General features: G+C 68.4%; 18 protein-coding genes. 10 read left to right on the forward strand and 8 right to left on the reverse strand.

What is annotated here, in order from left to right:
* Window positions 1-8: 8 nt before the first annotated feature.
* Window positions 9-983, reverse strand: coding sequence for a magnesium/cobalt transporter CorA (gene corA / locus H0W40_RS04805; protein WP_292443785.1), 975 nt, complete (start codon window positions 981-983; stop codon window positions 9-11).
* Between the two features lie 348 nt (window positions 984-1,331).
* On the opposite strand from corA, the gene raiA reads away from it, so the two are divergent.
* The 3 genes from raiA to hprK all read left to right on the forward strand — a co-directional run bounded on the left by raiA (window position 1,332) and on the right by hprK (window position 3,355).
* The gene (raiA, locus tag H0W40_RS04810; protein ID WP_292443787.1) at window positions 1,332-1,676 is read left to right on the forward strand and encodes a ribosome-associated translation inhibitor RaiA; all 345 of its coding nucleotides are present in this window, start codon (window positions 1,332-1,334) and stop codon (window positions 1,674-1,676) included.
* A gap of 208 nt (window positions 1,677-1,884) precedes the next feature.
* Window positions 1,885-2,355, forward strand: a complete 471-nt coding sequence (locus tag H0W40_RS04815) for a PTS sugar transporter subunit IIA (RefSeq protein ID WP_292443789.1) — start codon at window positions 1,885-1,887, stop codon at window positions 2,353-2,355.
* A 40-nt stretch (window positions 2,356-2,395) separates the two neighbouring features.
* Window positions 2,396-3,355 carry an HPr(Ser) kinase/phosphatase gene (hprK, locus tag H0W40_RS04820; protein ID WP_292443791.1) on the forward strand — a complete coding sequence of 320 codons (960 nt, stop codon included), beginning with the start codon at window positions 2,396-2,398 and terminating at the stop codon, window positions 3,353-3,355.
* A gap of 24 nt (window positions 3,356-3,379) precedes the next feature.
* Here hprK and fur read toward each other — a convergent pair whose 3' ends face one another.
* A complete protein-coding gene (gene fur / locus H0W40_RS04825) occupies window positions 3,380-3,814 on the reverse strand; it encodes a ferric iron uptake transcriptional regulator (RefSeq protein WP_292443793.1) in 435 nt (144 codons plus the stop codon).
* Between the two features lie 236 nt (window positions 3,815-4,050).
* Here fur and H0W40_RS04830 point away from each other — a divergent pair, with 236 nt between their 5' ends.
* From H0W40_RS04830 to holA, 5 genes are all read left to right on the forward strand, one after another.
* On the forward strand, window positions 4,051-4,494 hold the full coding sequence (locus H0W40_RS04830) for an outer membrane protein assembly factor BamE (protein WP_367153738.1): 444 nt from the start codon (window positions 4,051-4,053) through the stop codon (window positions 4,492-4,494).
* Between the two features lie 98 nt (window positions 4,495-4,592).
* Window positions 4,593-5,405, forward strand: a complete 813-nt coding sequence (gene dapB / locus H0W40_RS04835) for a 4-hydroxy-tetrahydrodipicolinate reductase (RefSeq protein WP_292443828.1) — start codon at window positions 4,593-4,595, stop codon at window positions 5,403-5,405.
* Window positions 5,406-5,588: 183 nt separating this feature from the next.
* The gene (leuS, locus tag H0W40_RS04840; RefSeq protein WP_292443796.1) at window positions 5,589-8,264 is read left to right on the forward strand and encodes a leucine--tRNA ligase; all 2,676 of its coding nucleotides are present in this window, start codon (window positions 5,589-5,591) and stop codon (window positions 8,262-8,264) included.
* An 8-nt stretch (window positions 8,265-8,272) separates the two neighbouring features.
* The gene (lptE, locus tag H0W40_RS04845; RefSeq protein ID WP_292443797.1) at window positions 8,273-8,797 is read left to right on the forward strand and encodes an LPS assembly lipoprotein LptE; all 525 of its coding nucleotides are present in this window, start codon (window positions 8,273-8,275) and stop codon (window positions 8,795-8,797) included.
* Window positions 8,798-8,825: 28 nt separating this feature from the next.
* The gene (gene holA / locus H0W40_RS04850) at window positions 8,826-9,914 is read left to right on the forward strand and encodes a DNA polymerase III subunit delta (protein ID WP_292443798.1); all 1,089 of its coding nucleotides are present in this window, start codon (window positions 8,826-8,828) and stop codon (window positions 9,912-9,914) included.
* Window positions 9,915-10,011: 97 nt separating this feature from the next.
* Here holA and H0W40_RS04855 read toward each other — a convergent pair whose 3' ends face one another.
* The 6 genes from H0W40_RS04855 to H0W40_RS04880 form a co-directional block, all read right to left on the reverse strand.
* On the reverse strand, window positions 10,012-10,941 hold the full coding sequence (locus H0W40_RS04855) for a glyoxylate/hydroxypyruvate reductase A (protein WP_292443799.1): 930 nt from the start codon (window positions 10,939-10,941) through the stop codon (window positions 10,012-10,014).
* 156 nt (window positions 10,942-11,097) lie between these two features.
* On the reverse strand, window positions 11,098-11,559 hold the full coding sequence (locus H0W40_RS04860) for a CinA family protein (protein WP_292443829.1): 462 nt from the start codon (window positions 11,557-11,559) through the stop codon (window positions 11,098-11,100).
* A 73-nt stretch (window positions 11,560-11,632) separates the two neighbouring features.
* Entirely contained in the window at window positions 11,633-12,193 is a 561-nt protein-coding gene (locus tag H0W40_RS04865; protein WP_292443801.1) for a phosphatidylglycerophosphatase A, read from the reverse strand.
* A complete protein-coding gene (thiL, locus tag H0W40_RS04870) occupies window positions 12,190-13,161 on the reverse strand; it encodes a thiamine-phosphate kinase (RefSeq protein WP_292443802.1) in 972 nt (323 codons plus the stop codon). The genes H0W40_RS04865 and thiL overlap by 4 nt, the downstream gene beginning before the upstream one ends.
* Window positions 13,162-13,437: 276 nt before the next feature.
* Complete coding sequence (locus tag H0W40_RS04875) at window positions 13,438-14,097, reverse strand: response regulator (protein WP_292443804.1); 660 nt, start codon at window positions 14,095-14,097, stop codon at window positions 13,438-13,440.
* 58 nt (window positions 14,098-14,155) lie between these two features.
* Complete coding sequence (locus H0W40_RS04880) at window positions 14,156-16,291, reverse strand: ATP-binding protein (RefSeq protein ID WP_292443806.1); 2,136 nt, start codon at window positions 16,289-16,291, stop codon at window positions 14,156-14,158.
* 191 nt (window positions 16,292-16,482) lie between these two features.
* Here H0W40_RS04880 and H0W40_RS04885 point away from each other — a divergent pair, with 191 nt between their 5' ends.
* The gene (locus H0W40_RS04885) at window positions 16,483-18,777 is read left to right on the forward strand and encodes an NADP-dependent malic enzyme (protein ID WP_292443807.1); all 2,295 of its coding nucleotides are present in this window, start codon (window positions 16,483-16,485) and stop codon (window positions 18,775-18,777) included.
* A gap of 229 nt (window positions 18,778-19,006) precedes the next feature.
* Window positions 19,007-19,456, forward strand: coding sequence for a ribonuclease domain-containing protein (locus H0W40_RS04890; RefSeq protein WP_292443809.1), 450 nt, complete (start codon window positions 19,007-19,009; stop codon window positions 19,454-19,456).
* The last annotated feature ends 6 nt before the right edge of the window (window positions 19,457-19,462 follow it).

The raw sequence follows: 19,462 nt of genomic DNA on the forward strand, positions 1-19,462 counted from the left end.
CCGAGCCCTTACAACCAGCCCTTGCGCCGGAAGTACCAGAACGGCGTGACCACGCTCGCAAGCATCACCGCCAGCGCGAATGGGTAACCCAGGCTCCAGTCGAGCTCGGGCATGACCCGGAAGTTCATGCCGTAGATGCTGGCGATAAGCGTCGGCGGCAGCAGCGCCACGCTGGCCACCGAGAAGATCTTGATGATCCGGTTCTGGTTGATGTTGATGAAGCCGACCGTGGCGTCCATCAGAAAGTTGATCTTGTCGAACAGAAAGGCGGTGTGCGAGTCGAGCGAGTCGATGTCGCGCAGGATCTGGCGCGATTCCTCGAACTGCTCGGCATTGAGCAGCCGGCTGCGCATCATGAAGCTGAGCGCTCGGCGCGTGTCCATCACGTTGCGGCGGATGCGGCCGTTGAGGTCTTCCTGGCGCGCAATGGCCGCCAGGATTTCGGCGGCATCGGCATCGGTGACTTCCTTTTGCAGCACGCGGGTGCTGACCTTCTCCAGGGCGTCGTAGATGCCCTCGAGCGAGTCGGCCGAGTACTCCGCGTCGGCATCGTAGAGCTTGAGCAGCACGTCCTTGGCATCTTCGATCAGCGCCGGGATGCGCCGCGCGCGCATGCGCAGCAGCCTGAACACCGGCAGGTCGATCACGTGCACGGAGAACAGCACGTTGTCGCGCAGGATGAAGGCCACGCGCACGTTGCGCGCCCCCTTGCGCTCGGGGCCGGCGTCTTCGTCGACCAGGAAGTCGGAGCGGATGTGCAGCTCGCCGTTGTCTTCTTCGTAGAAGCGTGCGGATTCCTCGATGTCGTCGTCGACGATGTCATCGGGGATGACGAGGCCGAAGCGGCTGGCGATCCAGCCCTTTTCCTCGGCGGTCGGGTTTTCCAGATCGACCCACACCGGCTGCACGTCGGCCAGCGCATCAGCGCTTTCGATCTCTTCCTGGAACAGCCGGCCATTGGCGAGCGTGAAGACGTTGAGCATGCGTACTCCAACTACCGGGGCGGCGTGGCGCGCCGCGCATGGCGCCCGACGGGAGGGGTCAGGCGCCGGGAGAAGGCAACCGCCTCACTCCCGGCAACCCCTCGCACAGGGCGGCGCGGGGGCGGTTGGAGTGGACGGTCACCGAGACGGGGTGAGGTCCAACGAATGCTCCGAAAACTCGACTGCGAATTATGGCATTGGGCTCCGCAGCGCAAGGCCGCGCCGGCCCTGTGGAGGGCCGGTCATCGGCTTGTCACGAGACAAGCCGGGGCGCACACTGGATTCGACCGCTCCGGCGTGCCTGGCCGCCGGAGCGCTCTGCCTTCCAACCCCGTGAAAGGAGCGCTTATGAACCTGACGATCAGCGGACATCACCTCGACGTGACCCCCTCTTTGCGCGAGTACGTTCTCACCAAGCTGGACCGTGTTACCCGGCACTTCGATCAGGTGGTGGACATCAACGTGCTGCTGAGCGTGGAGAAGCTCAAGGAAAAGGAGAGGCGCCAGAAGGCCGAAGTGACCCTGCACGCCAAGGGCAAGGACATCTTCATCGAGTCGGCCAACGAAGATATGTATGCCGCGATCGACGAGCTGATGGACAAGCTCGATCGCCAGGTCTGCCGCCACAAGGACCGAGTACAAGACCATCACCACGCGTCGGCCAAACGGCTCGACGCGACCGATCTGCAGTAAGCGGCGTGGTCTGACGCACACAGGAGCGGCCGCCAGGCCGCTTTTTCGTGGTCTGCCGTCCGGAGCCGTTGCCGCACGGCAACCCTTGCCACCTGCATGCGGGGTGAACGGCCAGCGCATCTCCCCATGCTGGATGCGCTTCCTATAATTTCATTTCAGTTCTAGCCACGTGTCGGCCAAGGCCCGCCGAAACCGACACCCCGATCCGATGAATCGTCTCGCCGCCATCCTGCCTGCCAGCAATGTTCTGGTCGCCGTGGACGCCACCAGCAAGAAGCGCGTGTTCGAGCAGGCCGGCCTGCTGTTCGAGAACCGCCACGCAATTGCCCGCGCCACGGTCACCGACAACCTGTTCGCCCGCGAACGCCTCGGCTCGACCGGCCTGGGGCACGGCGTAGCCATTCCGCACGGCCGCATCAAGGGCCTGAAGAATCCGCTGGCCGCCGTCATCCGCATGCAGCAGCCGATCGGCTTCGACGCGCCCGACGACGAGCCGGTATCGCTGCTGATCTTCCTGCTGGTGCCCGAGGCGGCCACCCAGCGTCACCTCGAGATCCTTTCCGAGATCGCCGAACTGCTGTCCGACCGCGGCTTGCGCGAGAAGCTGAAGGCCGAACCGGACGCCGCCAAGCTGCACGAACTGATCGCGAATTGGGAACCGCTGAAGTCGGTCGCTTGAGCCCCGGGCAGCGCGCCCGCCGGCTGCGGCGCGGTCACCGATGAAGCCGACCGTCATCAGCGCCGAGGCGCTGTTCGAGGCCCACCGTGCCGCCCTGCGCTGGGAGTGGCTGGCCGGTCATGCCCACCCGGAGCGCCGTTTCGACGAGCTTGCGGTGCGAGACGCGCAGTCGGCGGCCGACCTCGTCGGCTACCTCAACTACATCCACCCCTACCGCGTGCAGATCGTCGGACGGCGTGAAGTGCGCTACCTGCTCGACTGCTCGCCCGAAGATCAGGCCCGGCGCGTCTCGCGCATCGTCACTCTCGAGCCGCCGGTGGTGATCATTGCCGACAACCAACCGCCCCCCGAGCAACTGGTGGCGATGTGCGAACGCGCCGAGATACCGCTGTTTGTAACCGCCGAGCCGGCGGGCCATGTGATCGACGTGCTTCGAACGCACCTGGCTCAGCACTTTGCCGACCGCACCACGCGCCACGGTGTCTTCATGGACATCCTGGGCCTGGGCGTGCTGGTCACCGGCGAGTCGGGGTTGGGCAAGAGCGAGCTCGGCCTTGAGCTGATCTCGCGCGGGCATGGACTGGTGGCCGACGACGCGGTGGACCTCTACCGCATCTCGCAGACCGCCATCGAGGGCCGCTGCCCAGAGTTGCTGATGAACCTGCTGGAGGTGCGCGGCATCGGCCTGCTCGACATCAAGGCCATCTTCGGCGAGACGGCGGTGCGCCGCAAGATGCGTTTGAAGCTCATCGTGCACCTGGTGCGCACCGAGACGCTGGAGCGCGAGTTCGAGCGGCTGCCCTACGAGCCGCTCTTCGAGCCCGTCATCGATGTGCCCGTGCGCAAGGTGGTGATCGCGGTGGACGCCGGCCGCAACCTCGCTGTGCTGGTCGAGGCCGCCGTGCGCAACACCATCCTGCAGCTGCGGGGCATCGATACCTACCAGGAGTTTCTGGCCCGCCACCGCCTCGCGCTCGAAGCCGGCGAATCCACCGACTGAGCGCCGGTCGCTCGCCGGCCGATGCTATTTGCGCACCGGCCGGTGCGGGCAGGGATTCTTGGTGCAATTCGCGTACAGCGACAGCGCATGTTCCTGCAGCGCGTAGCCGCGGGTCTGCGCCACCGAGCGCTGGCGCGCTTCGATCTCGGCGTCGAAGAATTCCTCGACGCGGCCGCAATCGAGGCACACCAGATGATCGTGGTGCTGGCCCTCGTTGAGCTCGAACACCGACTTGCCGGACTCGAAGTGGTTGCGCGAAAGAATACCGGCCTGCTCGAATTGCATCAGCACCCGGTACACGGTGGCCAGACCGATGTCGGAGCCTTCGGTCAGCAAGTGCTTGTAGACGTCTTCCGCCGTCAGGTGGCGCACGCTCGAAGTCTGGAACACCTCGAGGATCTTGATGCGCGGCAGCGTGGCCTTCAGGCCGCTGCTCTTGAGTTCGTCGGCGTGGCTCATCGGCTTGTCCTCGGCCGCAGGCGGCTCCACTAGAATTTGCCGATGATATCGACCCCGACGCGCTGTGTTGCGTCGGGTGCTTGCCGCCCCGCTGTGGTGGCCGTTCCTGCTCCTGCATCCACCTCATGCGCCAGCCTTCAACACGTCATCGTCACGCCCGCATGCCTGCGCTGCTGCTGGCCTCACTGGCGCTTGCCGGCTGCAGCTCGCTTCAATCGTCCGACAGCTTTCTCGGCGTGATCACGCCCTACCGCATGGAAATCGTGCAGGGAAATGTGGTGACGAAGGAGATGGCCGCAGCCATCAAGCCGGGCATGACCCGCGCGGAAGTTCGCAGCGTCCTCGGCTCGCCGCTGCTGACCGACATTTTCCACGCCGATCGCTGGGACTACGTGTTCACCATCCGCCGGCAGGGCGCGCCCTATCAGCAGCGCCGCGTTACCGTGCGGTTCGACGGCGAAGGCATGAAGTCCTTCGAAGCCGACGAACTGCCCAGCGAGCGCGACTTCGTCGCCTCGATCGACACCCGGAGCACCGGCCGCGTGCCGAAACTTCAACTGACCGAAGAACAGCTGGAGGCTTTGCCTATCCCGGCTGAGCCGGTCGTCACCGGCGCGGCGGCCGCGTCCGCACCCGAGGGCCCGACGCGCAGCTACCCGCCACTGGAGGCGGTGCGGTGAGCGAAGCGGGCAGCGGCGACTTCGCGCGCGTGCTGGCGGCGAACGACCGGCGCTCGCAGGCTGCCGAGGCCGACGGGCAAGGAATCGCGGGCACGACGCTGCGACGCATCGCCATCGCCGGCGCCTCCGGCCGCATGGGCCGCACACTGATCGAGGCGGTGCTCGCCTCGCCTGACTGCGTGTTGAGCGGCGCACTCGACGTTGTCGACAGTCCGGCGCTCGGTCAAGATGCCGCAGCCTTCCTCGGCCAGACCAGCGGCGTGCCGATCGGGGCCGATCTTCGCGCCGGGCTGGCCGATGCGCAGGTACTCATCGACTTCACCCGCCCGGACGGCACGCTTGAACACGTTCGCCTGTGCCGTGAACTCGGCGTGCAGCTCGTCGTCGGCACCACCGGCTTCGACGAGGCGGGCAAGGCGGCGATTGCGGCGGCATCCGAGGACATCGCCATCGTCATGGCGCCGAACATGAGCGTCGGTGTGAACGTGGTGATGAAGTTGCTGGCCATCGCCGCCAAGGCGCTCGGCGAGGGCTACGACGTCGAGATCGTCGAGGCGCATCACCGCCACAAGGTGGACGCGCCAAGCGGCACCGCGCTCGCGATGGGCGAGGTGGTGGCGGGTGCGCTGGGCCGCAATCTGCAAGATTGCGCGGTCTATGGCCGCGAAGGAACGACCGGCGCGCGTGATACGCAAACGATCGGCTTCGCCACCGTGCGCGGCGGCGACATCGTCGGCGACCACACCGTGATGTTCTGCGGCACCGGCGAGCGCATCGAGATCGCGCACAAGTCGGCCAGCCGCGCGACCTACGCGCAGGGCAGCCTGCGCGCGGTGCGCTTTTTAGCGGGGCAGCCGCGCGGCCTGTTCGGCATGGACGACGTGCTCGGACTGCCGGCCACAGTCACTTGATCGACACGAGCCCCGCGCGGGCCGGCACGCGCGAAGCCCCGACACATCGCATTCATTGCGCAGGCAGCGGTCGCGGGGGCCGCGCGCGGCGCTCCGACCCCGTGCCGAACGGCCGCGCGCCGAAAGAGCGCCCCTAAAATCGAACGACCTTTCCGAGCCCGGCGCCCGCGCACCGGCCCTTGCATGAGCGCTGCCACGCCCCCTCCCGCCCCCTACGACCACCGCGCCATCGAGGCCGCCGCACAAGCGCACTGGCGTGCGAGCGATGCCTACCGGGTTGTCGAGGACGCGGCCCGGCCCAAGTTCTACGCCTGCTCGATGCTGCCCTACCCGAGCGGCAAGCTGCACATGGGGCATGTGCGCAACTACACCATCAACGACATGCTCACGCGCCACCTGCGCATGAAGGGCATGAACGTGCTCATGCCGATGGGCTGGGACGCCTTCGGCCTGCCCGCCGAGAACGCGGCGATGAAGAACGGCGTGCCGCCGGCGCAGTGGACCCACTCCAACATCGCCCACATGAAAGGCCAGATGCAGGCCATGGGTCTGGCCATCGACTGGTCGCGCGAAATCACGACCTGCTCGCCCGATTACTACCGCTGGAACCAGTGGCTGTTCCTGAAGATGCTGGAAGCCGGCATTGCAGAGCGCCGCACTCAGGTGGTGAACTGGGACCCGGTCGATCAGACCGTGCTGGCCAACGAGCAGGTCATCGACGGGCGCGGCTGGCGCTCCGGCGCGCCGGTCGAAAAGCGCGAAATCCCCGGCTACTACCTCAACATCACGCGCTACGCCGACGAACTGCTCAGCGAAGTCACCGACGGCCTGCCCGGTTGGCCGGAGCGCGTCAAGCTGATGCAGGAGAACTGGATCGGCAGGAGCGAGGGCGTGCGCTTCGCCTTTGCGCACGACATCCGCGATGCGAGCGGCGCGCTGATCCAGGACGGGCGCATGTACGTGTTCACGACGCGGGCCGACACGATCATGGGCGTGAGCTTTTGTGCCGTCGCGCCCGAGCACCCTCTCGCTGCGCATGCCGCGGCCTCGAACCCGGAACTGGCCGCGTTCATCGAGGCCTGCAAGGCCGGCGGCACGACCGAGGCCGAGATCGCCACGCGCGAGAAGGAAGGTCTGCCGACCGGGCTGTTCGTCAAGCACCCGCTGACCGGCACCGACATCGAAGTGTGGGTCGGCAATTACGTGCTGATGAGCTACGGGGACGGTGCCGTCATGGGCGTGCCGGCCCATGACCAGCGCGACTTCGAGTTCGCCAAGAAATACAGGCTGTTGATCACGCAGGTGATCCATGTCGACGGCAAACACTACGACTACGACCACTGGCAGGACTGGTACGCCGACAAGCAAGGCAGCGTGACCATCAACTCCGACAACTTCAGCGGCCTGAGTCATTCGCTCGCCGTCAACGCCGTTGCCAAGGCGCTGGCCGCCAAGGGCCTGGGCGGAAAGAAGACCACTTGGCGCCTGCGCGACTGGGGCATCAGCCGCCAACGCTACTGGGGCACGCCGATCCCCATCATTCATTGCGACGGCGCCGGACCCGGGTCCGACCAGCCCGGCTGCGGTGCCGTGCCCGTGCCGGAGAACGAGCTCCCGGTGGTGCTGCCCGAAGACCTCATCCCCGATGGCTCCGGCAATCCGCTCGCCAAATGCGCCTCGTTCCTGACCGTCGCCTGCCCGCGCTGCGGTCAACCGGCGCGGCGCGAGACCGACACGATGGACACCTTCGTGGATTCGTCGTGGTACTTCATGCGCTACTGCGATGCCACGCTCGACACCGCCATGGTCGGCGCCGGCACGAAGTACTGGATGCCGGTGGACCAGTACATCGGCGGCATCGAACACGCGATCCTGCACCTGCTGTACGCGCGCTTCTGGACCAAGGTGATGCGCGACATGAAACTCGTCGCGATCGACGAGCCCTTCACGCGCCTGCTCACGCAGGGCATGGTGCTCAAGGAGGCCTTCGTGCGCAGCGGCGCCCAGGGCGGCCGCCAGTACTTCTGGGAGCATGAGCTCGACATCGAGCGCGACGAGCATCAGAAGGTGGTGTCTGCCCGCGCCAAGGACGATGGCGAGGCGGTGCAGTACGAGGGCTGGACCACCATGTCCAAGTCCAAGAACAACGGCGTTGATCCGCAGCAGGTGATCGATCGCTACGGCGCCGACACCGCCCGCCTGTTCGTGATGTTCGCGTCACCACCCGAGCAGTCGGTCGAATGGCACGACGCCGGCGTCGAGGGCGCGCACCGCTTCCTCAAGCGCGTGTGGGGTTTCGGCCAGAAGCACGCCACGGCGGTCAGCGGCGCGACGGACGTCGGTGGCGAGCTGCCGGCCGCCGCGAAGGCCCTGCGGCGCGAAGTGCACGGCGTGCTGCGGCAGGTCAGCTACGACTACGAACGCATGCAATACAACACCGTGGTTTCCGGTGCGATGAAGCTGCTCAATGCGCTCGAGGCTTTCGAAGCCGACGGTAGCCCGGGCGCCAATGCCGCGCTTCGCGAAAGCTATTCAGTGCTGCTGCGCGTGCTCTACCCGGCCTGCCCGCATGTGACTCATTCGCTGTGGCAACAGCTCGGCTATGCCGCAGCATCGGAAGAGCTGCTCGACGCGCCTTGGCCACAGGTCGACGAGTCCGCGCTACTCCAAGACGAGATCCAGCTGGTGCTGCAGGTCAACGGCAAGTTGCGCGGTTCGATCACCGTCGCGGCGACAGCCGACCGCACGCAAATCGAGGCTGCCGCGTTGTCCAGCCCCGAGGTGGCCAAGTTCGCCGAGGGCCGCAAGCCCAAGAAAATTGTCGTCGTGCCGGGGCGCTTGGTGAACGTCGTCGTATGACGCGCGCCGTGCCAGTCACGCCCACCCGCCGCCGCCTGTTGCAGCTCGGCCTCGGGGCCGGCGCCAGCGCCGGCGCCGCACTGCTTGTGGGCTGCGGCTTCCAGTTGCGCCGTCCGCCCCGGCTCGACTTCGACACGGTGCAGCTGGTCGGCTTCCCCGCGCGATCGCCCTTCACCGAAGAGCTGGAGCGTGCCGTCGAGGCCAGCGGCAGCACCCGCGTCGTCGAATCCGCCGCGCAGGCCGAGGTGGTGCTCGAAGCACTGGCCGACGTGCGCGACAGGACCGTCGCCGCGCAGACCTCCGCCGGCCAGGTGCGGGAGTTCACGCTGCGCACGCGCCTGCGCTTTCGGCTGCGCACGCCCGCTGGCCGCCTGCTGATCCCCGACACCGAACTGCTGCTCACGCGCGACATGACCTACAACGAAACCAACGCGCTGGCCAAGCAGCAGGAAGAGCAGGCACTGTTTCGCAGCATGCAGAGCGACATCGTCGAGCAGGTGATGCGCCGGCTTGCCGCGGTGCCGGCCCCTTGAAGCCCGGCCAACACGCGCTTCATCCCTGATGCAACTCAAGCCTGACCAGCTCGCCGCGCACCTGAAGAAGGGCCTGCAGCCGCTCTACACGCTGCACGGCGACGAGCCGCTGCTGGCGGTGGAGGCGGCTGACGCGATCCGCGCCGCCGCGCGCGCCGCCGGCCACAGCGAGCGCGAGGTCCACACGGTCGCCGGCGCGCATTTCGACTGGAGTTCGCTGCTCGGCGCGGCAAGCGCGATGAGCCTGTTCGGCGACGCCAAGATCGTCGAGATCCGCATTCCCTCGGGCAAGCCGGGCAAGGACGGTTCGGTGGCGCTGCAGCGCTATTGCGAGCGCCTGCCGGAAGGCGTGCTCACCCTCGTCACCTTGCCGCGACTGGACCGCCAGCAAACCGCGAGCGCCTGGTTCGGCGCGCTCGAGACCGCGGGCATCACCTTGCGCCTGGAGCCCATCGAGCGCGCGGCGCTGCCGCAGTGGCTGGCGCAGCGCCTGGCCGCGCAGGGCCAGCGCGTCGCCCCCGGCGAAGAAGGCCAGCGCACGCTCGCCTTCTTCGCCGACCGGGTCGAAGGCAACCTGCTCGCCGCGCAACAGGAACTCGCCAAGCTGGCCCTGCTCCATCCGGCCGGCGAGCTCGGCTACGAGCAGGTCGAGGCGGCGGTGCTGAACGTCGCCCGCTACGACGTGCGCAAGCTCGGCGAGGCGGTGCTCGCCGGCCAGGTGCCGCGCGTGCTGCGCATGCTCGCCGGCCTGCGCGCCGAGGGCGAGGCCGCCGTGCTGGTGCACTGGCACCTGACCGAGGACATCCGCGCACTCAAGCGCTGCAAGGACGCCCTGAGCGCTGGCAAACCCTTGCCGATGGCGCTGCGAGAGAACCGCGTCTGGGGCCTGAAGGAGCGGCTGTTCGAACGCGCGCTGCCGCGCCTGGACGAGGCCATGCTGGAGCAGCTGGTGGAGTCTGCGCATGTCTGCGACGGCCTGGCCAAGGGCCTGAAGCACCCACTGTGGCCCGCCGATCCGTGGGACGGTCTACAGCGCCTGGCGCTGCTTCTGGCAGGCCCGCTCGCCGGCGCACCGGCCCGCGCCGGCGCGACCGCGCGGTTGGTGCTGCAAGGCTGATCTCTGGAATCTGCGTGAGGGCGGCGCATGACCTCGCAGGTCATGGACGCGATGCGGCTGGGTTCGCCACTGCCGCCCCGTTCGGCTGAGAAAGCGTTCAGTACCCGCGCGCGCGGTCGACCCGATGCGCGAGAGTCCGCCCTTCGCGCAGCGCCTGCACATTGGCCGCGGCGACCGCCGCCGCAGTGCGTGGATCGGTCTGCGCAGCGACGTGCGGCAAGACGCTCACGCGCGGATGCCGCCAGAACGGATGCTCCCGCGGCAAGGGCTCGCTGCCGAACACATCGAGCACGGCATGCACCACCTGCCCCTGGTCGAGCGCGGCGAGCAGGTCGGCCTCCACCACGTGGGCGCCGCGCCCCAGATTCACCAGGCCGGCGCCACGCTTCATTCCGGCCAGCCGGTCGGCGTCGAAGAAGCCCTGCGTCCGGGCGGTCAGCGGCAGCAGATTGAGCACGATGTCAGCACACGCCAGCAGGGGCGCCAAGGCCGCCTCGCCAGCGCTGGTTTCCACACCGGCCAGCGCAGCCGGGCGCGCGCTCCAGCCGAGCACGCGGTAGCCCTGATCCGCCACCCGCCGAGCCACCGCGCCGCCCATCTGCCCCAGACCGAGCACAGCGACGGTCACTTCGTCGGCGCGGCGCTGGGGGTGCGGCGCCCAACGCGCTTCATGCTGCAGCCGCGCATAGCGAAAGAAGCCGCGGTGCAGCGCCAGCGTGGCCCACACCGCGGTCTCGGCCATCGCCGCACTCATGGCCGGATCGACCATGCGTGCGATCGGCACGCTGCCCGGCACGCTGGTGTCCGCGAGCAGCCGCTCGACGCCCGCCCACAACGACTGGATCAGCCTCAGGCGCGGCAAGCCCGCGAGCGCGCCGGCGGGCGGATTGGCGACGATGGCCACGTCGATATCGTCAGGCGTCTCGGCGGAGGTGACGAAGCGCTCACCCGGCATCGCAGCCTGCAGCGCCGGGCGCCACAGCGCCCATTCGGCGGCATCGAAATCACAGGCCAGCAGGATACTCACAAGGCAACCTCCGTGCTACGCGCTGCGGTGTTTGCCTTGGGAACGGCCCCGCGGCTCATACGGCGCCCTCCGCAGGCAAGGTCGTCGCATCACGCGATCGGGCGCATGCCGTCTCCGGCTCCTCGATCTCCGCTGGCGCCAAGTTCTCTTGGGGGCTCAAGCGGCACTCGCGTCGATCAGCCGCTGCAGCGCATGCCGCACGGTTTGGCCGCGCACCGCCGCGCGGTCGCCGCTGAACTGGAGGCGTTCGGCCTGCGCCGGGCGGCCCGGCAACACCCAGCCCATCCACACCGTGCCGACCGGCTTGCCCGGCACCGCGCCGCCGGGGCCGGCGATGCCGGTCACGCTCAGGGCGATGTCGGCCCGGGCATGGCGCAGGGCGCCCTCGGCCATGGCGAGTGCCACTTCGGCGCTGACCGCGCCGTGCTGCGCGATCAGCACGGCCGGCACTTCGAGCAGCTCGGTCTTCGACTCGTAGCTGTAGGTGACGAAGCCGCGGTCGAACCAGTCGCTCGACCCGGCCACGCCGGTGCATGCGGCCGCCAGCAGGCCGCCGGTGCAGCTCTCGGCCGTGACGAGTCGCCACGACCGCGCCCGCAGCGCAACGCCGAGTTGCATGACAAAGCCTTCGTTCAAGAGTGCCTCCTGCGGCGCAGCGCCACGCGTGCCGAATCGTGCCGGCAGATCGTCTTCATGCGATGGTCCGCCACACCGCGATGACCAGCAGCGTGCACAGCGCCGCGACTGCATCGTCGAACAGGATGCCGAAGCCCTGGATCCAGCCGATGCGGCCTTCGGTGTGCGGCCGCTTGAAACGTGCGTCGGCCCAGCCCACCGGCCCCGGCTTGGCGGCGTCGAAGAAGCGAAACAGTGCAAAGGCCATCAACTGGCCCACGGGGCTGGCCGGCATCATCAACCACAGGATCGCCCAGAAGGCGAGCACCTCGTCCCACACGATCGAGCTCGGGTCGGCCGTGTTCAGATGTCGAGCGGTGACCGTGCAGGCCCACCAGCCGATCGCTGTGCCGGCGGCCAGCAGCAGCGCCCACTGCACGTCGTCGAGCCAACGGTCGAGCACCACGAAGCTGAGCCAGGCCCACAGGGTGCCGACCGTGCCGGGCGCCAGGGGGCTCAGCCCGGCGCCGAAGCCGAGCGCGATGGCGTGCGCGGGGTGCGCAAGCAGGAAGCGCACGTCGGCACGGCGCGGCGCCGGCAGGGCCGGCGGCTCCAGCGGCGTCGGCGCGGTGTTCACGAGCGGAAGTGGTCGAACGAGGTCCACGCGTCCGCCAGCGCGCGGCCTTGCGAGTCGACGACGCGCAGTCCGCTGGCCGCCTCGATGCGGCCGATGCGGGTGACCGCTACCGCCGCCTCGTGCGCGGCTGCCTGTACGCGGGCTCGCGCCGCTTCGGGCGCGGTGAAGACCAGCTCGTAGTCATCGCCGCCCGACAGGCCGCAAAGCCGCTGCAGGGCCAGCGGTTGCGCGGCCAGATCGCTGCTGCGCGGCAGGGCGTCGGCGTCGAGCGTGGCGCCCACGGCAGAGCGGCGCAACAGGTGGCTCAGGTCGCCGAGCAGGCCGTCCGACACATCGATCGCTGCGCTGGCGATGCCGCGCAGCGCCACGCCAAGCGCGACCCTCGGCTGCGGCTGCTCCATCGCGCGGCGCACGCGCTCGAAGGCATCTCCTGGCAACGCCACCGTCCCGCGAAAAGCCTCGAGCGCGAGCCGTGCATCGCCGATGCCGCCGTCCGGCGCATGGCTGATCCAGACCGCATCGCCGGCCCGCGCACCGTTGCGCAGCAGTGCGCCGCCGGCCGGAACTTCGCCGAACACGGTGATGCAGATGTTGAGCGGCCCGGCCGTGGTGTCGCCACCGACCAGTTCGCAGCCATGCGTCTCGGCCAGCGCATAAAGACCGGCCGAGAAACCTTCGAGCCAATCGGCATCGACGCGTGGCAGCGCAAGCGCCAGCGTGCAGCCCAGCGGCTCGGCGCCGCACGCCGCCAGGTCGCTGAGGTTGACGGCCAGCGCCTTGTGCCCGAGCCGTGCCGGATCGACGGTGGGCAGGAAATGCCGGCCCTCGACCAGCATGTCGCACGACACCGCCAGCTGCATGCCCGCGCGCGGCGCCAGCACCGCGCAGTCGTCGCCCGGCCCCACGGCGGCGCGGCGCGTGGGCCGGTTGAAGTACCGCGCAATGAGGTCGAATTCGCCAAGACTCATGCGGGCGATTGTCGCCGTGCCGCCAAGCCCCACGGCGGGCCGACCGACCGTGCTCCCAAGCCAACGATGTGTCACAGCCGGTCCAGCAAAGCCGGACCGTTCACGGCGAAGCAAAAGCACAGGCTCATCAGTACGACCGGCCGGTCGGGGCTCCCGCCCCGCGGGGGCGGGCGGGGGGTGGGGCCTTTGTCCCCGGCCCCTCGGGGGCGGGGAAGGGGCTGGGGCTGTCGTCACGCCCGCGGCGTCGATCGGGCGCCAGCCCGACCGGCGGTGGAATTAGCCGGTTTGCTCCCTGAGCAAATTGGCTAACTCCACGGCGGACCGCACTCCCATCTTTTCGAACACGCGCGCCCGGTGCACCTCCACCGTGCGCACGCTGATCGCCAGTGCATCGGCGATCAGCTTGTTGGGACGGCCATCGACCACCAGCTGCATCACTTCGCGCTCGCGTTCCGTCAACTCGGCCAGCTGCTTTTGCAGGGCCATGTGCAGGCGACCGCGCTCGAGTGCGCCGCGGCTTCGCTCCAGGGCCCGCTCGATGCGGTCGACCAGCGCGTTGTCGGAGAAAGGCTTTTCGACGAAATCGAAGGCGCCGCGCTGGATCGCCGCGACGGCAGTGGGCACGTCGCCGTGGCCGCTGAGGAAGATGACCGGCAGCACATCGGTGAGCGCGCGCTCGATCAGCCGCTCGAACAACTGCACGCCGCCCATGCCGCCGGGCATGCGCATGTCGAGCAGCAGGCAGGCCGGTGCGCCGAGAAGCGCCGAGCGGTGCCCCTCGAGCCAGGCCTCGAAGGCCTCGCCGGAATCATGCGGATGCGAAAGCAGCCGGCGCGTTCGCAACAGCCAGGCCAGCGCATCGCGGACTGCCGCCTCGTCATCGACGATATGCACCACGGGCAGGCCCAGGGGTGGCGGCGGCGGCGAATGATTCATCTGGACTCCCCGGGCGCTCGGCGCCGGTTTTCGAAGGGCAGGCAACCCGACGGCAGGCTCATGACAGGGCCTGCGCCGCGCGATCGGCCGGGCCGGAACTGCCGGCCGACGCGTTCGGAGCGGCATCGAGCGTTGCGTCGGCGCGTGCATCGGGGGCGCCGTTTGCCGGCCCGGCGGCGGCACGCGGCAGCGTGAAGGTGAAGCGGGTGCCTGCAATGCCGGCGCCGTCGTCGCTCGGGAGCGTCTCGAACACCAGTGCGCCGCCGTGCTGCTCGATCACGGTGCGGCACAGGCTCAGGCCCAGGCCCATGCCTTCGCTCTTGGTGGTGAAGAACGGCGTGAACAGGCGCGCGGCCACCTCGGGGGCGATGCCGGGGCCGCGATCGCTCACGCTGATGTGCACCCAGGCACGGTCGGCCCGTGCGCTCACGTTGACCACGCGCTGCGCCGGCGGCTGCGCTTCCATTGCCTGGATGGCGTTGCGGGTCAGGTTCAGCAGCACCTGTTCGACCATGGTGCGGTCGCACACGGCACGGGGAGGCGGCCAGCCCAGTGCCAGCTCGATGCGCGTGGCGCTCTTGCGGGCCTGCAGGCGCACCAGCGGCAGCACCCCCTCGACCAGTTCGTCGCAGTCCACCGGCTCGCGGCTGTGCTCGCGACGACGCACGAAATCGTTCACGCTCTTGATGACCCGCCCCGCGCGCGCCGCCTGCTCGGCAATGCGCTGCGTAGCTTCACGGATCATCGACAGATTCGGTCCAGCGGAGGCCGGCATTTCGTCAGCGATCAGGTTGAGCGAGCCGCTCGCATAACTGGCGATCGCGGCCAGCGGCTGGTTCAGCTCGTGGCTGAGCAGCGAAGCCATCTCGCCCACGGTGGCAAGGCGGGCGGTGGCCTGCAGCTGCTCTTGCTGCAGGCGGGAAAGCTCTTCGACGCGGCGCTGGGCGCTGATGTCGAGCACCGCGCTCATCCAGCCGCTTTGCCGGCCGTCCGCGCCGATCAGCGGGGCCTCGAAGATCAGCACCGGAAAACGCTCGCCGTTGGCTCGCATGAACGTGGTTTCGTAGCCGTCGCGCGACTCGTTGGGTGGGACGCCCTCGGCCATGCGGTGGACTTGGCGCGCCTCGTAATCGGCGCGCATCTCGGGCGGCCAGTAGGCCGGCGTGGCGTGGCCGACGAGCTGCTCGGCGCTGAAGCCGACCATCGCGCACAACGCCGGGTTCACGTAGGTGATGCGCCCGGCGAGATCGCGCGCCCGCAGGCCGGTGATCAGCGAATCCTCCATCGCGCGGCGAAGCGCCAGCTCTTCGCCGAGGCGCGCTTCGGCCTCGGCGCGCCGGCGCACGTCGCGCACGAGCAGCGCGACCACTGCGGTCAAAGCCAGCGACAGGCCGAGCACCAGCGAAGTTGCCAGGTTGGGAATCAGCCGCGGACCGCGCCCGGCGCTATCGAGGCGCAGCGCCAAGGTGGTCCCCGGCACATCCACGAGACGCTCGGCCTGGTACACGCCAGCGCCTCGCGGCAGCCCGGCGCGCGCCAGGCGCGTGCCGTCGCCTTCGACGAAGGAGAGCTCGTGCGAGCGAGCCACCTCGGGCGACACCGCCGCTTCGATGGTCGCGCTCAGGGCCAGGCTCGCTGCCATGACCCCACGCGGCCCCTCCGCACCGGTGATGGGCAGGCACACATCGATCACCTCCACGCCCAGGCCGCCGGCCTGCGGCACGAAATAACTGCGCGACCAGGCCGGCACGGTCAGGCGCATGGCGCTGTCGCAGGCAGCTTCGCTGTCGAGCGCCAGCGCGCCGCGGGGCAGCCGGCTGAAGAGCTGGCCGCGGTAGGGCGACTCGACCACGGCTTGAATCGTGTTGTCCTCCGAACGCCACTCGATGCGCAGCAGCTCGCGGCGCTCGCGCAGCAGATCGGCGGCGTCGCGGCGCCACTGCGCCAGATCCGGTTCGTTCCACAGCAGCGCCTGCAGGCTCTGCAGGTCGCGCGCGAACACCTGCCGCACATCGATTGCGGCAGCGGCGGCGGCGGCGTCGGTGCGTTCCTGGGCGCGACTGTGCTCGTAGCGCAAAGTCAGGCCGAGCAGCAGCGTCTGAACGACGCCGAGCAGCAGCACCAGCAGGGCCCAAGGCAGCATGCGCCGCCAGCGCCAGGAGGACGGCATCGGCGGCGCGGCGAGGTCGGACATGACCGAGTATGAAGAGCGGCGGCTCGGCATGGGTACGCAGTTTCGCGCATGGCCTCCGCACACGTCGTGCGAAACACTGCCTGCGGCAGCGCAGCAGCCCGGGCGCGCCCGCTTGCTCCGCGCTCGCGCCCGCAGGCGCATTCCTACAATCAGCAGGTCGCTGCGTCAGCCACGCCCTCACGGAAGATCCCATGACGACCCCCGAAGACAAGCGCACGCAACTGCGCCAGGCCGCCCTCGAGTACCACGAGTTCCCCGTGCCCGGCAAGATCGCCATCGCGGCGACCAAGCAGATGATCAACCAGCACGACCTCGCGCTGGCTTATTCGCCCGGGGTGGCGGCGGCCTGCGAAGAGATCGCTCGTGATCCCTCGACTGCGTTCCGCTACACCGCGCGCGGCAACCTGGTCGCGGTGATCACCAACGGCACCGCGGTGCTCGGGCTGGGCAACATCGGCCCGCTGGCCGCCAAGCCGGTGATGGAAGGCAAGGCCGTCCTGTTCAAGAAGTTCGCCGGCATCGACGTGTTCGACATCGAGCTGGCCGAGAACAACCTCGACAAGCTGATCGATTGCATCGCCGCGCTCGAGCCCACCTTCGGCGGCATCAACCTCGAAGACATCAAGGCGCCGGACTGTTTCTACGTCGAGCGCGCACTGCGCGAGCGCATGAAGATTCCGGTCTTCCACGACGATCAGCACGGCACCGCCATCGTGGTCGGCGCGGCGCTGCTCAATGGCCTGAAGGTGGTCGGCAAGGACATTCGCGAAGTCAAGCTGGTGTCTTCCGGCGCCGGCGCGGCCGCGCTCGCCTGCCTGGGATTGCTGGTCAAACTTGGTCTGCCCCGCGAAAACATCTGGGTCACCGATCTGGCGGGCGTGGTTTATCAGGGCCGGACCGAGTTGATGGATCCGGACAAGGACGAGTTTGCCCAGCAGACCACGCAGCGCACCCTGGCCGAGGCCATCGTGGGTGCCGACATTTTCCTGGGCCTGTCGGCCGGCGGCGTGCTCAAGCGCGAGATGGTCGCCGCCATGGCGCCGCGGCCGATCATCTTCGCGCTCGCCAATCCCAATCCGGAGATCCAGCCCGAAGACGTGCTGGCGGTGCGCAGCGACGCGATCATGGCCACCGGCCGCACCGACTATCCGAACCAGGTCAACAACGTCCTGTGCTTCCCCTACATCTTCCGCGGCGCGCTCGACTCGGGAGCGACGACCATCACCGTGGAGATGGAGATCGCCGCAGTGCATGCGATTGCCGAGCTGGCGCAGGCCGAGCAGAGTGAAGTGGTGGCAGCCGCCTACGCGGGCGCAACGCTCTCGTTCGGGCCGGAGTACCTGATCCCCAAGCCCTTCGATCCCCGGCTGATGATGAAGATCGCGCCGGCAGTGGCGCGGGCCGCGGCGGACTCGGGCGTGGCCTCACGGCCGATCCAGGACTTCGACGCCTACGTTGAAAAGCTGCAGGCCTTCGTCTATGCCTCCGGCACGACGATGAAGCCGATCTTCAACGTCGCCAAGCGGGCCGAGAAGAAGCGCATCGTTTATTGCGAAGGCGAGGAAGAGCGTGTGCTGCGCGCGGTGCAGGTTGTCATCGACGAGAAACTTGCGCGGCCGACCTTGATCGGACGCCCGGAAATCATCGCGCAGCGCTGCGAGCGTTTCGGCCTTCGCCTGACAGCCGGGCGCGACTACGACGTGGTGAACACCGATCACGACGAGCGCTACCGCGACTACTGGCAAACCTACCACCGCATCATGGCGCGCCAGGGCGTCACCCAGCAGTTCGCCAAGATCGAGATGCGCCGCCGGCTCACGCTCATCGGCGCCATGCTGCTGCACAAGGGCGAGGTCGACGGCATGCTCTGCGGCACCTGGGGCACGACGGCAATGCACCTCAAGCACATCGACCAGGTGATCGGCCTGCGGCCGGGCGTGCAGACCTATGCCTGCATGAACGGGCTGATCCTGCCGGGGCGTCAGGTGATGCTGGTCGACACCCATGTCAACTACGATCCCAGCGCCGCACAGCTGGCCGAAATCACCGTCATGGCGGCCGAGGAAATGAAACGGTTCGGCCTCGTGCCCAAAGCCGCGCTGCTCAGCCACTCCAACTTCGGCTCCAGCAGCCAGCCTTCTGCCGTGAAGATGCGCGAAGCGCTCGCCCTGGTGCGCCAGCAGGCGCCGTGGCTGGAAGTGGATGGCGAAATGCACGGCGACACCGCCCTCGATCCCGCCCAGCGCGCACAGCAGATCCCCGACAGCACCTTGACCGGCGAGGCCAACCTGCTGGTGCTGCCCAACATCGACGCCGCCAACATTGCGTACAACCTGTTGAAAACCGCCGCGGGCGGCGGTATCGCCATTGGCCCGGTGCTGCTCGGCGCGGCCAAACCGGCGCATATCCTGACGCCTTCGGCGACGGTGCGACGCCTGGTGAACATGACTGCCTTGACCGTTGCGGACGCCAACGCGACGCGTTGAATCGCTGCGGCGCAACAAAAAGTCATGCAAGTATCGAGCGCCGTCCCGCCTTCCCTTTCGACAGGAGTGTCGGGATCATGAAACGGCCCTGAGCCTTGTCTTCTGGCTGGAGTTGGTGCCCGCTTATAGTCTCGGAATAGCCCGGGCCGCCTGCTGAAATTTGAGGCAGGCCCTTGAGATTTTCGTCCGGCTTCGGTACCATCTGCCCTTCGAATTACAGGGAAAACCCGTGCGCTTTACCGGTGGGTCGAAGCGGGCAATCCGAACTTCCGGCTGGCGTGTGGGGATCGGCGTGGTGCTCGTGGCAGTGGCGGCCACGGCGGCGGTTTTCGAGTCAACCGTTCCGGCTCGAGGCACGCACGCCGAAGGGCGGAAAACGGGCGAGCGAGCTACGGCAGTGGCCTTGTCGGCACTACCGCCCGAAGCCCGAGGTACCCATGCATTGATCCGCGCCGGGGGTCCTTTCCCGTATTCGAAGGATGGTTCCGTGTTTGGCAATCGGGAGCGTTTGCTTCCGGGTCGCAAACGCGGCGACTACCGCGAGTACACAGTACCGACGCCGAAGTCCCACGATCGGGGGGCCCGGCGGATCGTTTGCGCAGGGACAGTGCCATCTGTCCCCGAAGCTTGTTATTACACCGACGATCACTATGCGAGTTTCCGCCTCATCGCACAGTGAGCCGAC

The organism is Methylibium sp., assembly GCF_013817345.1.
Taxonomy (GTDB): Bacteria; Pseudomonadota; Gammaproteobacteria; order Burkholderiales; family Burkholderiaceae_C; genus Methylibium.

What these genes read in the sequence shown, in the direction of transcription:
- corA (WP_292443785.1), bottom strand. Translation starts at nt 983, where the DNA reads ATGCTCAACGTCTTCACGCTCGCCAATGGCCGGCTGTTCCAGGAAGAG.
- raiA (WP_292443787.1), top strand. Translation starts at nt 1,332, where the DNA reads ATGAACCTGACGATCAGCGGACATCACCTCGACGTGACCCCCTCTTTG.
- H0W40_RS04815 (WP_292443789.1), top strand. Translation starts at nt 1,885, where the DNA reads ATGAATCGTCTCGCCGCCATCCTGCCTGCCAGCAATGTTCTGGTCGCC.
- hprK (WP_292443791.1), top strand. Translation starts at nt 2,396, where the DNA reads ATGAAGCCGACCGTCATCAGCGCCGAGGCGCTGTTCGAGGCCCACCGT.
- fur (WP_292443793.1), bottom strand. Translation starts at nt 3,814, where the DNA reads ATGAGCCACGCCGACGAACTCAAGAGCAGCGGCCTGAAGGCCACGCTG.
- leuS (WP_292443796.1), top strand. Translation starts at nt 5,589, where the DNA reads ATGAGCGCTGCCACGCCCCCTCCCGCCCCCTACGACCACCGCGCCATC.
- holA (WP_292443798.1), top strand. Translation starts at nt 8,826, where the DNA reads ATGCAACTCAAGCCTGACCAGCTCGCCGCGCACCTGAAGAAGGGCCTG.
- H0W40_RS04860 (WP_292443829.1), bottom strand. Translation starts at nt 11,559, where the DNA reads ATGCAACTCGGCGTTGCGCTGCGGGCGCGGTCGTGGCGACTCGTCACG.
- thiL (WP_292443802.1), bottom strand. Translation starts at nt 13,161, where the DNA reads ATGAGTCTTGGCGAATTCGACCTCATTGCGCGGTACTTCAACCGGCCC.
- H0W40_RS04875 (WP_292443804.1), bottom strand. Translation starts at nt 14,097, where the DNA reads ATGAATCATTCGCCGCCGCCGCCACCCCTGGGCCTGCCCGTGGTGCAT.
- H0W40_RS04880 (WP_292443806.1), bottom strand. Translation starts at nt 16,291, where the DNA reads ATGTCCGACCTCGCCGCGCCGCCGATGCCGTCCTCCTGGCGCTGGCGG.
- H0W40_RS04885 (WP_292443807.1), top strand. Translation starts at nt 16,483, where the DNA reads ATGACGACCCCCGAAGACAAGCGCACGCAACTGCGCCAGGCCGCCCTC.